This is a genomic window from Modestobacter roseus, assembly GCF_007994135.1.
Taxonomy (GTDB): domain Bacteria; phylum Actinomycetota; class Actinomycetes; order Mycobacteriales; family Geodermatophilaceae; genus Modestobacter; species Modestobacter roseus.
The window spans coordinates 1,873,372-1,887,339 of the sequence record NZ_VLKF01000001.1 but is presented as its reverse complement, the minus strand read 5'-3'; the positions used below and the strand labels follow the sequence as shown (position 1 = coordinate 1,887,339).

The 13,968-nt window shown below is 74.1% G+C and carries 11 protein-coding genes; 7 read left to right on the top strand and 4 right to left on the bottom strand.

The genetic code is table 11. The features are described from left to right. Window positions 1-135 precede the first annotated feature (135 nt). Both JD78_RS09000 and ppsA read left to right on the top strand, forming a co-directional pair. Window positions 136-1,044: a pyruvate, water dikinase regulatory protein gene (locus JD78_RS09000; protein WP_228395045.1), complete on the top strand. Its 909-nt coding sequence runs from the start codon at window positions 136-138 to the stop codon at window positions 1,042-1,044. Further along, the gene (ppsA, locus tag JD78_RS08995) at window positions 1,044-3,455 is read left to right on the top strand and encodes a phosphoenolpyruvate synthase (protein WP_153358827.1); all 2,412 of its coding nucleotides are present in this window, start codon (window positions 1,044-1,046) and stop codon (window positions 3,453-3,455) included. Before JD78_RS09000 ends, ppsA begins: the two co-directional genes overlap by 1 nt. A gap of 12 nt (window positions 3,456-3,467) precedes the next feature. On the opposite strand, the gene JD78_RS08990 is transcribed toward ppsA, so the two are convergent. The 3 genes from JD78_RS08990 to JD78_RS08980 are packed head-to-tail and all read right to left on the bottom strand — an operon-like array spanning window position 3,468 to window position 6,738. Continuing rightward, a complete protein-coding gene (locus JD78_RS08990; protein WP_153358829.1) occupies window positions 3,468-4,322 on the bottom strand; it encodes an SDR family NAD(P)-dependent oxidoreductase in 855 nt (284 codons plus the stop codon). Next, complete coding sequence (locus JD78_RS08985; RefSeq protein ID WP_153358831.1) at window positions 4,319-5,248, bottom strand: alpha/beta fold hydrolase; 930 nt, start codon at window positions 5,246-5,248, stop codon at window positions 4,319-4,321. Before JD78_RS08985 ends, JD78_RS08990 begins: the two co-directional genes overlap by 4 nt. Continuing rightward, window positions 5,245-6,738, bottom strand: a complete 1,494-nt coding sequence (locus JD78_RS08980; RefSeq protein ID WP_153358833.1) for a flavin-containing monooxygenase — start codon at window positions 6,736-6,738, stop codon at window positions 5,245-5,247. Before JD78_RS08980 ends, JD78_RS08985 begins: the two co-directional genes overlap by 4 nt. Window positions 6,739-6,860: 122 nt before the next feature. On the opposite strand from JD78_RS08980, the gene JD78_RS08975 reads away from it, so the two are divergent. After that, on the top strand, window positions 6,861-8,093 hold the full coding sequence (locus JD78_RS08975; protein ID WP_194290427.1) for a PucR family transcriptional regulator: 1,233 nt from the start codon (window positions 6,861-6,863) through the stop codon (window positions 8,091-8,093). A 6-nt stretch (window positions 8,094-8,099) separates the two neighbouring features. On the opposite strand, the gene JD78_RS08970 is transcribed toward JD78_RS08975, so the two are convergent. Then, the gene (locus JD78_RS08970; protein WP_153358837.1) at window positions 8,100-10,568 is read right to left on the bottom strand and encodes a beta-glucosidase family protein; all 2,469 of its coding nucleotides are present in this window, start codon (window positions 10,566-10,568) and stop codon (window positions 8,100-8,102) included. Window positions 10,569-10,798: 230 nt separating this feature from the next. Between JD78_RS08970 and JD78_RS08965 the strand changes: the two genes are divergently transcribed. From JD78_RS08965 to JD78_RS08950, 4 genes are all read left to right on the top strand, one after another. Then, entirely contained in the window at window positions 10,799-11,440 is a 642-nt protein-coding gene (locus JD78_RS08965; protein WP_208104057.1) for a TetR/AcrR family transcriptional regulator, read from the top strand. Beyond that, the gene (locus JD78_RS08960) at window positions 11,433-11,822 is read left to right on the top strand and encodes a YidH family protein (protein ID WP_153358841.1); all 390 of its coding nucleotides are present in this window, start codon (window positions 11,433-11,435) and stop codon (window positions 11,820-11,822) included. Before JD78_RS08965 ends, JD78_RS08960 begins: the two co-directional genes overlap by 8 nt. After that, window positions 11,819-12,163, top strand: a complete 345-nt coding sequence (locus JD78_RS08955) for a DUF202 domain-containing protein (RefSeq protein WP_153358843.1) — start codon at window positions 11,819-11,821, stop codon at window positions 12,161-12,163. Before JD78_RS08960 ends, JD78_RS08955 begins: the two co-directional genes overlap by 4 nt. A gap of 112 nt (window positions 12,164-12,275) precedes the next feature. Then, window positions 12,276-13,916, top strand: coding sequence for a sulfatase family protein (locus JD78_RS08950; RefSeq protein WP_153358845.1), 1,641 nt, complete (start codon window positions 12,276-12,278; stop codon window positions 13,914-13,916). The last annotated feature ends 52 nt before the right edge of the window (window positions 13,917-13,968 follow it).

Sequence of the window (13,968 nt, the reverse complement as noted above, 5' to 3'; positions counted from 1 at the left end):
CCGCAGCGCGCCGGTGCCCGGCGCGGCGACCCTTCCGGGCAGCGGAGTCCGGGCCGCGCGTTCGGGGCCTGCGTGTGATGCTCTTGCCCGAGCTCGCTCTCCTCTGCAACGACGCGGAAGACCCGGGGTGCTGACGTGACGCCTGATCCGGCCGGTGTGGTCGCCGCGTCCTGCGTCGACCCGGACGCCGTCGTGCCGGTGTTCTTCCTGTCCGACAGCACCGGGATCAGCGCCGAGACGATGGGCAACGCGCTGCTCATCCAGTTCCCCGACGTGCACTTCGAGCGCACCCTGATCCCGTTCATCTCCACCGTCGAGATGGCCCGCGAGGTCGTCGCCCAGCTCGACGAGGCGATGGCCGGGCCGGTGCCGCCGCTGGTGTTCACCACCGCGGCCGTCGACGAGGTGCGCGAGGAGCTGCTGAAGACCCGGGCCCCGATCATCGACTTCTTCGGCCTGCACATGAGCCTGGTCGAGGAGCAGCTGGGCGCGCGCGGGCTGCGAGAGGCCCGGCGGCTGCACGGCGTCGGCGACGTCCGGCGGTACAACGACCGGATGGCGGCGATCGAGTTCGCCATCGAGCACGACGACGGCCTCAGCCCGCGCGGGCTGGACCGGGCCGACGTCGTCCTGCTGGCGCCCTCCCGCTGCGGCAAGACCCCGACCGCGATGTACCTGGCCCTGCAGCACGGCCTGTTCGTCGCCAACTACCCGCTGGTCGACGAGGACCTGGAGACCACCGACCTCCCCGGCCCGGTCCGCGACCTGCGCGACCGCTGCTTCGGGCTGACCACCACGGTCGCCCGGCTCAGCCGGGTCCGGCAGGAGCGGCGCCCGGACTCGCGGTACGCCTCGGAGGACCAGTGCCGGTTCGAGCTGCGCCGGGCGACGGCGATGTACGAGACGCACGCGCTGCCCACGGTGGACACCTCCGCGGCCTCGGTCGAGGAGATCGCCGCCGTGGTGATCCAGACGCTGGCCCGGCAACGGCGTTCCGCCGGCCGCACCTCCGCCCGAGACCCCCGACGACGAGGGACCGCCTGATGACCATGAGCACCGACACCGACAACGTCCGCTGGTTCGCCGACCTGGGGCTGGGTGACCTGGAGGTCGTGGGCGGGAAGAACGCCTCGCTCGGGGAGATGATCTCCCACCTCGCCGACGCCGGGGTCCGGGTGCCCGACGGCTTCGCCACCACGGCGGCGGCCTACCAGCGCTTCCTCGGCGACACCGGGCTGGCCGCCCGGATCGCCGAGCGGCTGCGCTCGCTGGACACCGACGACGTCCGGGCGCTGTCCGCGGCCGGCGCCGAGATCCGCCGGGCGGTGGTCGAGCAGCCGTTCCCGCCGGCGCTGGAGGCCGACATCCGCGCGGCCTACGCCCAGCTCGCCGGGGACGACGCCGAGGCTGGTGGGGGTGAGGCCTCGTTCGCGGTCCGGTCGTCGGCCACGGCCGAGGACCTGCCCGACGCCTCCTTCGCCGGCCAGCAGGAGACCTTCCTCAACGTGCGTGGGATCGACGCGGTGCTGCAGGCGGTGCGGGAGGTCTACGCCTCGCTGTACAACGACCGGGCCATCGCCTACCGGGTGCACCACGGCTTCGACCACGAGGCGGTGTCGCTGTCGGCGGGCGTGCAGCGGATGGTGCGCTCGGACGTCGGCGCGTCCGGCGTGCTGTTCACCATGGACACCGAGTCGGGCTTCGACGACGCCGTCTTCATCACCTCGGCCTACGGGCTGGGCGAGGGTGTCGTGCAGGGGGCGGTGAACCCCGACGAGTTCTACGTCTACAAGCCGGCGCTGCGGGCCGGACGCGCGGCGGTGCTCAAGCGCGGGGTGGGGGAGAAGGCCACCAAGATGGTCTACACCCAGCACGCGGAGGTGGGCCGGACGACGGAGTTCGTCGACGTCGACCCCGCCGACCGCCGGCAGTTGTCGCTCACCGACGACGAGGTGCTCGAACTGGCCCGCCACGCGCTCAGGATCGAGGAGCACTACGGCCGGCCGATGGACATCGAGTGGGGCAAGGACGGCCGGACCGGGGAGCTGTTCATCCTGCAGGCGCGCCCGGAGACGGTGCAGTCCCGCGCCGGGAGCACCACCGCCCGCTACCGGCTCACCGGCACCGGGGAGGTGCTGGTCGAGGGCCGGGCGATCGGGCAGAAGATCGGCGCGGGCGCGGTCCGGGTGCTCAGCGACATCGACCAGATGGACTCCTTCGCCCCCGGCGACGTGCTGGTCGCGGACATGACCGACCCGGACTGGGAACCGATCATGAAGCGCGCCTCGGCGATCGTGACCGACCGCGGTGGCCGCACCTGCCACGCGGCGATCATCGCCCGCGAGCTCGGCATCCCCGCCGTCGTCGGCACCGGCACCGCCACCCGCACGCTGCACGACGGCGACCCGGTGACCGTCTCCTGCGCCGAGGGTGACACCGGCCTGGTCTACGCCGGTGAGGTGGACTTCGAGGTCGCCGAGACCGAGCTCGACGCGATGCCGGAGATCCCCACCAAGATCATGATGAACGTGGGCACGCCGGAGCAGGCGTTCGCCTTCTCCCGGCTGCCGCACGCCGGCGTGGGGCTGGCCCGGCTGGAGTTCATCATCAACCGGCAGATCGGCATCCACCCCCGCGCGCTGCTGGAGCTGGACACCCTCGACGCCCCGCTGCGGCGGGAGATCGAGCAGCGGATCGCCGCCTACCCCTCACCCCGCGACTTCTTCGTGCAGCGGGTCGCCGAGGGCGTGTCGATGATCGCCGCGGCGTTCGCGCCGGAGCCGGTGATCGTGCGGATGAGCGACTTCAAGTCCAACGAGTACGCCAACCTGCTCGGCGGGGAGGCCTACGAGCCGCACGAGGAGAACCCGATGCTGGGCTACCGCGGGGCGTCGCGGTACCTGTCGGCGGACTTCGCCGACTGCTTCGCCATGGAGTGCGAGGCGCTGCGGTACGTCCGGGACGAGATGGGGCTGACCAACGTCAAGATCATGATCCCGTTCGTCCGGACCGTGGCCGAGATTGAGGGGGTGGTGCGCCTGCTCGGCGAGCACGGCCTGCGCCGCGGGGAGAACGACCTGTCGGTGGTGATGATGTGCGAGCTGCCGTCCAACGCCCTGCTGGCCGACCAGTTCCTCGACCACGTCGACGGGTTCTCCATCGGCTCCAACGACATGACCCAGCTGGTCCTCGGCCTGGACCGCGACTCCAGCCTGGTGGCCGGCAGCTTCGACGAACGCAACCCCGCCGTCCTCGCCGTGCTGGAGATGGCGATCACGGCCTGCCTGGAGCGGGGCAAGTACGTCGGCATCTGCGGGCAGGGCCCCAGTGACCACCCCGACCTCGCCGAGTGGCTCGTCGCGCAGGGCATCGAGTCGATGTCGCTGAACCCGGACACCGTCGTCGACACCTGGCTGCACCTGGCGAAGACCACGGCGACGACCGCGCGCGGCTGACGGCGGGCGCCGTCAGCCGCGTTCGGCGCGCCGCTGCAGCCGGGCGGCGAGCCGCGGGTACGAGGCGGGGACCAGTCGAACCAGCAGGTCGACGAGCTTCGCGTCGTTGCCGACCAGCACCCGGGGCCGGCCCGCCTCGACGCCGGTCACGATGATCCGGGCGGCCTGCTCGGGTGGCATCCGCAGCAGCTTCTCGTTGTAGGTGCGCATCCGGGCCTCGTCGGCGGCGGTCACCGCGCCGACGCCGCGGGAGTGCTCGAAGGCAGCGGTGGCGATGTTCGTGCGCACCCCGCCGGGGTGCACCACCGTCACCTGCACCGGGTGACCGGCCAGCAGCATCTCGGTGCGCAGCGCCTCGGTGAACCCGCGGACGGCGAACTTGCTCGCGCTGTAGGCGTTGATCGAGGCCTGCGCCATGATCCCGTTGAGGCTGGACACGTTCACCACGTGCCCGTCGCCGGAGGCGATCAGGTGCGGCAGGAACGCCTTGGTGCCGTGCAGCACGCCGAACAGGTTGATGCCCCAGATGCGGTCGTAGTCGGCCCAGTCGCTGTCCAGCACCGTCGTGCCGCCGGCGACCCCGGCGTTGTTGTAGACCTGGTGGACGACGCCGAAGTGCCCGGCCACGGCGTCGGCGTAGGCCAGCACCGCGGCGCGGTCGGCGACGTCGAGCCGGGCCCGGTGCACCTGCGCGCCCAGCGCCCGGACCCGGTCGGCGGTCTCGCCCGCGCGCGCCTCGTCGACGTCGGAGACCGCCAGCCGCGCCCCCCGCCGGGCCAGCTCGAACGCCAGCTGGCGGCCGATGCCCGAGCCCGCGCCGGTGACGACGGCGACCTTTCCCGAAACGCTGCCGGAGACGCTGCTCATCGGGGTGCTCCTGTCCGGCCCGGCGCGAGGCCGGTGCCCTGGGCGAGGTCGGTGGTGAGGTCGACGAGCCGGTCGACGACCCCGGGGGCCAGGTGGTGGCCCATGCCGGTGATCTCCACGTGCCGTGAGCCGGGGATCGCCGCGGCGGTGGCCCGGCCGCCGGTCGGGTGCACCATCCGGTCGGCCGAGCCGTGCACCACCAGGGTGGGTGCGGTGATCCGGCCGCACTCCGCGGTCCGGTCGCCGGAGGCCTGGATGGCGCTGATCTGGCGGGGCACGCCCGCCCGGGCGCGGGCGCCGCCACCCCGTTCCCACAGCCCCAGCGCCCAGGCGCGCTCCAGGTCGTCGTCGGGGGCGAACTCGGGGGAGCCGATGTGCCGGAGCAGCCCGACGTGCCGTTCCACCGACTCCTCGACGGTGCGCGCCGGGGCCTTGGCCAGGCGCAGCAGCGTCGACCGGGCCGGCTGGCCGACCCGCCGGTCGCCGGTGGTGGAGAAGATCGAGGTGAGGCTGGCGACCCGGTCCGGGTGCCGCGCGGCGAGCGTCTGGGCGATCATCCCGCCCATCGACATGCCCACCAGGTGCACCCGGTCGATGCCCAGGTGGTCGAGCAGCCCGTGGGTGTCCGCGGCCATGTCGCCGAGGTCGTAGGCGCCGGGCCGGGGCCGGGCGAGCAGCTGGCGGAGCCGGCCCGGGGGCGGGGCGTCGACCCGGCTGGACCGGCCGATGTCCCGGTTGTCGAACCGGACGACCCGGAACCCGCGGGCGGTGAAGCCGTCGACCATCCGCTGCGGCCAGGAGGTCAGGTCGATGCCCAGGCCCGCGATCAGCAGCAGCGGGACGGCCTCGTCCGCCCCGTCGACCCGGAAGCAGAGCCGCGGGCCGGCCGGCAGGTCGACGAACCGGTCGAGGTCCGCGGCGCTCACGCGGCTGCCCGTTCGGCGTCGCCGGCGCGGGTGAAGAGGAGCTCCGGGTCGACGACGCTGTCGGCCCGGAGCAGCGTGCGGTCGGCCCGGTAGTCCATCGAGGTCAGCCAGGGCATCCGGTCGCCCTGCCGGGGCAGCTGGTCGACCGACCGCTGCACGTAGCCGGCCGCGAAGTCCAGGAACGGCCGGGTGGGCATCTCCGGGTCGGCGGGCTCGGGCCGGCAGCTGGCGTACCCGTGCGCGTCCAGGTGGGCGAGCAGCCGGGTGAAGTGCTCGCAGAGCAGCCCGATCTTCAGCGTCCACGAGCTGTTGGTGTAGCCGACCGCGAAGGCGAAGTTGGGCACGCCGGAGAGCATCATGCCCTTGTAGACGACGGTGTCGGCCAGGTGCACGGGGTGGCCGTCGACGGTCAGCGCGATCCCGCCGAACGCCTGCAGGTTCAGCCCGGTCGCGGTGACGACGACGTCGGCGGGGAGCTCGCGGCCCGAGGCCAGCCGGACGCCGGTCTCGGTGAAGGTGTCGATCCGGTCGGTGACGACCTCGGCCCGCCCCTCCCGGATGGCGCGGAACAGGTCGCCGTCCGGGACGGCGCACAGCCGCTGGTCCCACGGCCCGTACGGCGGGTTGAAGTGCTCGTCGACCGGATAGCCCTCGGGGAGCTGCCTGGCGTTGACCCAGCGGATGAGCTTCCGGGCCCGCTCCGGGTGCCGCTGGCAGAACTGCCAGACCAGCCGGCCCTTGGCGATGTTCGTGCGGCGGATGAGCGGGTGGGCGCGCTCCTCGCCCAGCACCCGGCGCAGCCGGTTGGCCAGCTTGTCCTCGGCCGGGACCGGCATGACGTAGCTGGGCGTGCGCTGCAGCATGGTGACGGACGCCGCCGTCTCGGCCAGCGCCGGGACGAGGGTGACCGCGGTGGCCCCGCTGCCGATGACGACGACGCGCTTGCCCGTGGTGTCCAGGTCCTCGGGCCAGTGCTGCGGGTGCACGAGCTGGCCGCCGAACCGCTCGCGCCCCTCGAAGTGCGGGGTGAAGCCCTCGTCGTAGCGGTAGTAGCCGCCGGCGCAGAACAGCCAGCCGCAGGTCAGCGTGGTCCGCTCGCCGGTGCCGGGGTGCTCGACCTCGACGGTCCACCGGGCCTGCTCCGACGACCAGGCCGCGGTGACGACGCGGGAGTGGAACCGCACCTGCCGGTCGATGCCGTGCTCGGCGGCGGTGCCGCGCAGGTAGGCGAGGATCCGGTCCGCGCCGGCGATCGACCGCGGCTCGCGCCAGGGGGCGAACTCGTAGCCGAAGGTGTGCAGGTCGGAGTCCGAGCGGACGCCCGGGTAGCGGAACAGGTCCCAGGTGCCGCCGGTCGCGCCCCGGGCCTCCAGCAGCGCGAAGGTGCGCTGCGGGTGGTCGCGCTGCAGGTACCAGGCGGCGCCGATGCCGGAGATGCCGGCGCCCACGATCAGGACGTCGAGGTGCTCGACCGTGGTCGGGGTGGTCATCGTCGCTCCTGCATCGTCGCTCCGAGATCGGTTTCCGGTCCCTCGACTGTGCGTGACCCGGCTCGCACCGCGCCACCGCGATCTGCACCAGCCCCCCGGATCGCCAGGTGCAGACTGCCCCGGTGAGCACCGACTGGTCCGTTCCCTCCCCGGCCGTCCGCGAGCTGTTCCGGCGCGGGGCCGAGATCGCGCTGGACCCGCGGGCCGACTGGGTCACCGAGCTGCACGACGCGGCGTTGAGCGGCCCGGGCATGCGGCCGGTCGCCGACGACCCGGTGCTCGCCGACGGCGCCCGCCGGGCGAACCTCGCCAACCTGCTGCACTGGGCGGCCACCAACGTGCAGCGGCCCGGCGAGCGCGTGCCGGTGCAGCTCGGCCCGGAGGTGCTCGACGGCGCCCGGGACCTGGTGCGGCGCGGGCTGGACCACCGTGGTCTGGACGCCTACCGCACCGCGCAGGCGGTGGCCTGGCGCCGGTGGATGGCGATCTGCTTCCAGCTGACGGCCGACACCGCGGAGCTGCGCGAGCTGCTCGACGTCTCGGCCCGCTCCATCACCACGTTCATCGACGACACCGTGGCCGCGGTCTCGGCCCGGATGGCCGCCGAGCGCGCCGAGCTGACCCGTGGTGCGCACGCCGAGCGCCGGGCCACGGTGTCGCTGCTGCTGGAGGGGGCGCCGCTGACCCGGGCCCGGGCCGAGGCGCAGCTGGGCTACGAGCTCACCGGGCCGCACACCGCCGTCATCGTGTGGCGGACCGCCGGGGAGGCGGGCCCGGACCAGCTGGAGGCGGCGGCGGAGGCGACGATGCGGGCCAGCGGCGCCGCCCGGCGGCTGACGGTGGTCGCCGGTGCGGCGGCGCTGTGGGTGTGGCTCCCGGTCGGCCGGGCCCCCGACGTGGCGGCGGTGACCGCGGGGCTGGCCGGGTCACCCGACGTCCGGGTGGCCGTGGGGCGGCCGGGTGCCGACGTCGACGGCTTCCGCCGCAGCCACCTGGACGCGGCGACCACCCAGCAGATGCTGGCCCGGCTCACCTCACCGCAGCAGGTCGCCCGGTACGCCGACGTCCAGCTGGTCGCGCTGCTCACCAGCGACCCGGTCCGGGTCGAGGAGTTCCTCACCGACACCCTCGGCGGGCTGGCCGCGGCGGACGCCGACACCCGCGACACGGTGCTGGCCTACGTGCGGGAGCTGGGCAACGCCTCCCGGACGGCGGCGCGGCTGTTCACCCACCGCAACACCGTGCTCCGCCGGCTGGCCCGCGCCGACACGCTGCTGCCCCGCCCGCTGGCCGAGGACGCCGTCGCCGTCGCGGCCGCGCTCGAGGTGCTCCGCTGGCGCGGCGCGCGCACCTGACCCGCGTCAGCCCCGCAGCCGCAGGGTCCGCTCCTCCGGCAGCGCCACGGCCGACGTGCCGATCCGCAGCCGGTGGGCCCCCGGCTCGTACTGCCAGCCCTCGGCCCAGTGGGCCAGGTACCGGGTGTCCACCGGGACGTCGACCCGGGCGGTCTCCCCGGCCGGGACGCGGACGGCGGCCGAGCCGACCAGCCACCGCACCGGACGGTCGACCGCGGAGTCCGGGCGCTCGGCGTAGACCTGCACGACCTCCTTGCCGTCCCGCTGCCCGGTGTTGGCCACCTGCACCGTCACGGTGACCACCTCGCCGGGGGAGACCTCGTCCGGTGCGTCGACGCCGGTGAGCTCGAGGTCCGCGTAGCCGCGCCCGCTGCCGAACCAGTAGGCCGGCTCGACGCCGGAGCGCAGCCAGGCGCGGTAGCCGAGGTGGATGCCCTCGGCGTACTCGACGACCCCGTCGACGGGCGTGCAGTCGAGCACGGGCACGTCGGCCTCCGCGGCCGGCCAGGTGGTGGGCAGCCGGCCGCCCGGCTCGGCGACCCCGAGCAGCACGTCGGCGACCGCGTTGCCGAACTCCTGCCCGCCGAACCAGCCGATCAGCAGGGCGGCGACCTGGTCGCGCCACGGCATGAGCACCGGCGCACCGGCGTTCACCAGCACGACGGTGCGCGGGTTGGCGGCGGCCACGGCGCGGACCAGGTCGTCCTGCCGGCCGGGCAGGGCCAGGGAGTCCCGGTCGTAGCCCTCGGACTCCACCACCGAGTTGGTGCCGACGACCACCAGCGCCACGTCGGCGGCCGCCGCGGCGCGGGCGGCCTCGGCGATCAGCGCGTCGGGGTCGGCGTCGGCCGGTTCGGTGCCCAGCCACAGCGACAGCGCCCGCGCGTTGAACCCGGTGCGGTCGCTCAGGTCGAGGACCAGCCGGACGTCCAGCGGGGTACCCGCGGTCAGCCGCACCTCGGCGGAGGCGGTCGGCGGGCTCAGGAACGCCGCGCCCAGGTCGGTGCCGACCGGGACGAGGGTCTCCTCGAGCAGCAGCTCGCCGTCGACGAGCAGCTGGGCCCGGCCCACGAGCGAGAAGCCCAGTCGCACCGTGGCCGACTCGGTGGGGGTCCAGCGGGTGCGCAGCTCGAAGGTGACCGCGGCCTCGATGGGGGCGTCACCGCCGAAGTAGACCAGGTCGCTCGCCCGGCGGTCCTCGCCGAACAGCTCCGTGCCGTCCGCGGCCAGGAACCGGGCGCGCAGCCCCGGGGCGCCGCTGACCGGGTTGGTCAGCTCGGCCAGCGGCAGCTCGACGACCCCGCTCTGCACGACCGCGCCGAGGGACCAGCCGACGTCCACACCCGGCAGCGCGGCCCGCAGGCCCGCCAGCGGGGAGACGGTGGACTCCGGGACGACGGTCGCGCTGCCGCCGCCCTGGGTGCGGGCGGCCGCCGCGTTGTTGCCGATGACCGCCACCGAGCGCAGCGCCGTGGCGTCCCAGGGCAGCTCCCCGCGGTTCTCCAGCAGCACGGTGCCCTCGGTGGCCGCCTCGCGGGCGAACGCGATGCCGTCCTCGACCCAGACCGGCTCGGCGGGGGAGGAGTCGCCGAGCGCCCCCACCCGCTGGGCCAGGGCGAGCAGGCGCAGCACCTTGCGGTCGACCACGGACTCGTCGATCTCACCGGCGCGCACCGCGGCGACCAGCGCGTCGCCCCACGGGCCGTCCGGGCCGGGCATGACGAGGTCCTGGGACGACGTCGCCGACGCCAGGCTGCGCACCGCCGTCCAGTCGCTGATCACGACCCCGTCGAACCCCCACTCGCTGTTCAGCGGGGTCTCCAGCAGCTCGTTCTCGGTGACCGTCGCGCCGTTGACCGAGTTGTAGGCGCTCATCACCACCCAGGCGTGCGCCTCGGTGACGGCCTTCTCGAACGCCAGCAGGTACACCTCGCGCAGGGTGCGCTCGTCGACCCGGACGTCGGCGGTGAAGCGGTCGGTCTCGAAGTCGTTGGCCACGTAGTGCTTCGGGGTCGCGCCGACGCCGTTGTCCTGCACCCCGGTCACGTAGGCGGCGGCGAGCTCACCGGTGAGCACCGGGTCCTCGCTGAAGGCCTCGAAGTGCCGGCCGCCCAGGGGGGAGCGGTGCAGGTTGATGGTGGGGCCGAGGACGACGTCGACGCCCTTGCGCCGGGCCTCGACCGCCGCGGCGGCGCCGTAGCGGCGGGCGACGTCGACGTCCCAGGCCGCGGCCAGCGCGGTCGCGGAGGGGAGGTTGAGCGAGGGGTCGCGCTCGTCCCAGACCTCGCCGCGCACACCGGAGGGGCCGTCGGAGACCAGCATGCGGCGCAACCCGATCCGCTCGATCGGCCAGGTCGTCCAGAAGTCGCGGCCGGTGAGCAGCTGCACCTTCTCCTCGAGGGTCAGCGCCGCGAGCGCGTCGGCGAGGTCCTGCTCGCGGAGGGCCTGGTCGGCGGGTGCCGGGGTGTGCGTCATGTGGTCCGTTCGGTCAGGCCGGCGCCGGGGCCGGACGGCGGGGAGTGATCTGGCCCACCGTAGCTGACCTACCGAGCGCTTGGTAGGTAGTGGCCGGACCCGCGCCCTCGATTCGGAAACGGATCTGCTTACCAATTGGTCGGTAAGTGAGCCGTTCCATGGCATGATCTCCATCACGGGGGCGTCGAGCCCGTACGTCGATCCGTCGGTGACAAGGGGTTTGTGCAGTGGTGGCTGAACGCATCGAGGGGCTTCGCCTGCCGCGGACGCAGCGCCGTCAGCAGATCCTGGCCGCGGCCGCCCAGGCCTTCGCCGAGACCGGCTTCCACGGCACGAGCCTGGCCGACGTCGCAACCCGGGTCGGGGTCTCCCAGCCCGGGCTGCTGCACCACTACCCGAACAAGCAGGCGCTGATCCTCGCCGTGCTCGAGGAGCGCGACGACGAGGACAGTCGCTACCTCGACGAGACCTTCCGCGACGGCGATCCGACGGTGGTCGAGTGGCTCATGGCGCTGTGCGAGCTCAACGCGCGCCGGCCCGAGCTGGTCCGGCTGTACACCGTGACGGCTGCCGAGAGCCTCGACCCGGCACACCCGGCGCACGAGTTCTTCCAGCACCGGTACCAGCGCATCCGGCGCATCATGGCGGAGCGGATCGCGGCCGACCAGCGGAAGGGCCGGGTCGACCGCGCGCTCGACCCGGAGCACGTGGCCACCGAGGTGATGGCGGTGATGGACGGCCTGCAGCTGCAGTGGCTCATGCGTCCGCCGGTCGACATGTGCGCCCGCTTCCGCGCATACCTGGAGCGGTGGTCGGCAGGTGGCGAGGACGCGGCGCCGGCAGGTGGGCGGAGGCTGTCGGCGGATGCCTGATCGGAGCGTGGTGGGGCAGCGAGCCGACCGGCGCTTCCCTCGTCGGCTCTACGCGACGGGCGAGGAGCCCGATCCCCGGTTCAGCCTGGCCAACGAGCGCACCTTCCTGGCCTGGATGCGCACCTCGCTCGCGCTGCTGGCCGCCGGGGTGGCGCTGGAGGCGCTCGACCTGCCCATCGCGGAGGGCGTCCGGCTGGCCAGCGCGCTGGTGTTCATCGTGCTGGGCCTGCTGGCGCCCGTGCAGGCGTGGCTCGGCTGGGTGGCGACCGAGCGGGCGATGCGGCAGTCCCGGCCCCTCCCGTCGCCCCGGCTGGGGCTGCTCACCGCCGTCGGGGTGACGGTGGCGGGGCTGCTCGTGCTGATCGGGCTCGTCCTGCGGTGAGCCCGCCGTCCGGCCGGGTGTTCGACACCGGCCTGCAGGCGGAGCGCACCGCGCTGGCCTGGCGGCGCACCGCGCTGGCCATGGCGGTCGGCGCGGTCGGCGCCGGCCGGCTGGCCGTGCCGGTGCTCGGCGTCCTCGCGCTGCTCGCCGCCGTGGTGGGGCTGGCTCAGGCGGCGCTCGTCGCCGTGGCGGCCCGCCGGCGCTACCGGGTCGTGCACGAGTCGCTCACCACCCGGGGCGACCTCACCGGGGTGCGCCAGGCGGGCGTGCCCATCGCCGCGCTCGCCTGCTCCGGCGTGCTGATCGGCGTCCTCGCGCTCGCCTTCGTCGTCGGCAGCTGACCCGTCACGACCCCTCTGGCGCCACTTACCGAGTGATCGGTAAGTTGCCTGCGTCACGTCGTCGGCGTCGGGGCCGGCGGCAGGCGAGACGACCGGGAAGAAGGCGATCGCAGTGCGGCGACCGAACGTGCTCTGGATCAGCACCCACGACATCAACCCCCACCTCGGGTGCTACCAGGGCGTGTACCCGGGTGCCGAGTACGCCGTCACCCCCCGGCTGGACCAGCTGGCCGCCGAGGGCGTCGTCTACGACAACGCCTTCGCCAGCGCGCCGGTGTGCGCGCCGTCCCGGTCGGCGATCTACACCGGCTGCCACCCGGTCTCGATCGGGACCATGCACATGCGGACGAAGGCAGTGCCCCCGCCGGAGGTGAAGCTCTTCACCGAGTACTTCCGGGCGGCCGGCTACTACACGACCAACAACTGGTTCACCGACTTCCAGGTGCAGACGCCCGGCACCGCGTTCGACGACTGCAGCGAGACGGCGCACTGGCGCAACCGGCCGACCGGCGACACCCCGTTCTTCGCCACCTTCCAGGGCATGATCACCCACGAGTCGCAGATCTACCTGGACGACGAGGCGTTCGCCGCACGGACGTCCCACGTGCGGCCCGAGCAGCGGCACGACCCCGCGGCGGCGCCGCTGCCGCCGTACCACCCCGACACCCCGGTCTTCCGGCGGGCCTGGGCGCGCTACGCCGACCTGATCACCGAGATGGACCACTGGGCGGGGGAGATCCTCGACCAGCTGGCGGAGGACGGGCTGGCCGACGACACCGTCGTCGTCTTCTGGAGCGAGCACGGGCTGGGCATGCCGCGCGGCAAGCGCTGGTCCTACGAGAGCGGGCTGCGTGAGCCGCTGATCGTGCGCTGGCCGGGCGTCCTCGCCCCCGGGCAGCGGCGCACCGAGCTGATCCAGCTGATGGACCTCGCGCCGACCATGCTGGAGGTCTGCGGCATCCCGGTGCCGGAGCACGTGCAGGCCACGCCGTTCCTCGCCCGCGACGGCGGGTTCCTGGTGCAGAACGAGTACGCCTTCGGCGGGCGGGACCGGATGGACGTGCAGGAGGACACCTGCCGGACCGTGCGCGACGCGCGGTACCGCTACATCCGCAACCTGCACCCCGACCGCTCGGGCATGCAGCACTGCGAGTACCCCGACCACCTGGCCACCTGGGCCGAGCTCCGGCGGCTGCACTCCCTGGAGGGCAACCAGCTCGCCGCCGGGCAGGTGCGCGACGTGCTCACCCCGCTGCAGCGTTCGGTGGTGGCCGCCAGCAAGCCCGCCGAGGAGCTGTACGACCTGCAGGCGGACCCGCACGAGACGACCGATCTGGCCACCGACCCGGCCCACGCCGCGGTGCTCGACCGGCTGCGGGGCGCGCTGGACCGGTGGCTGGAGGAGTACGGGGACCTGGGCCAGCTGCCCGAGGACGAGCTGCTCGAGCAGTGGCGGCCGGGCGGGCGGGCGCGCTCGACCGATGCGCCGCGGGTGGCGATCGAGGACGGGCGGCTGGTCGCGGCCTGCAGCACGCCCGGCGCATCCATCGGCTGGACCACCGACCCGGTGGGGGAGACGGTCCCCGCGGGCTTCCTCGCCGGCGCCATCGGCGCGCCGGAGCAGGACGGCCGGTACTGGCGGCTGTACAGCGGCCCGGTGGAGCTGCCGGCGGTCGAGCGCGTCTGGGTGCGCGCCTGGCGGCTCGGGCACGCGCCCAGCGACGCCGTCGCCGTCGCTGTCGCTGTCGACTGAGCGGTCCGCGCGGCACATAACGGTTCGGTGACAACGCGACTTCGCGCCGGAT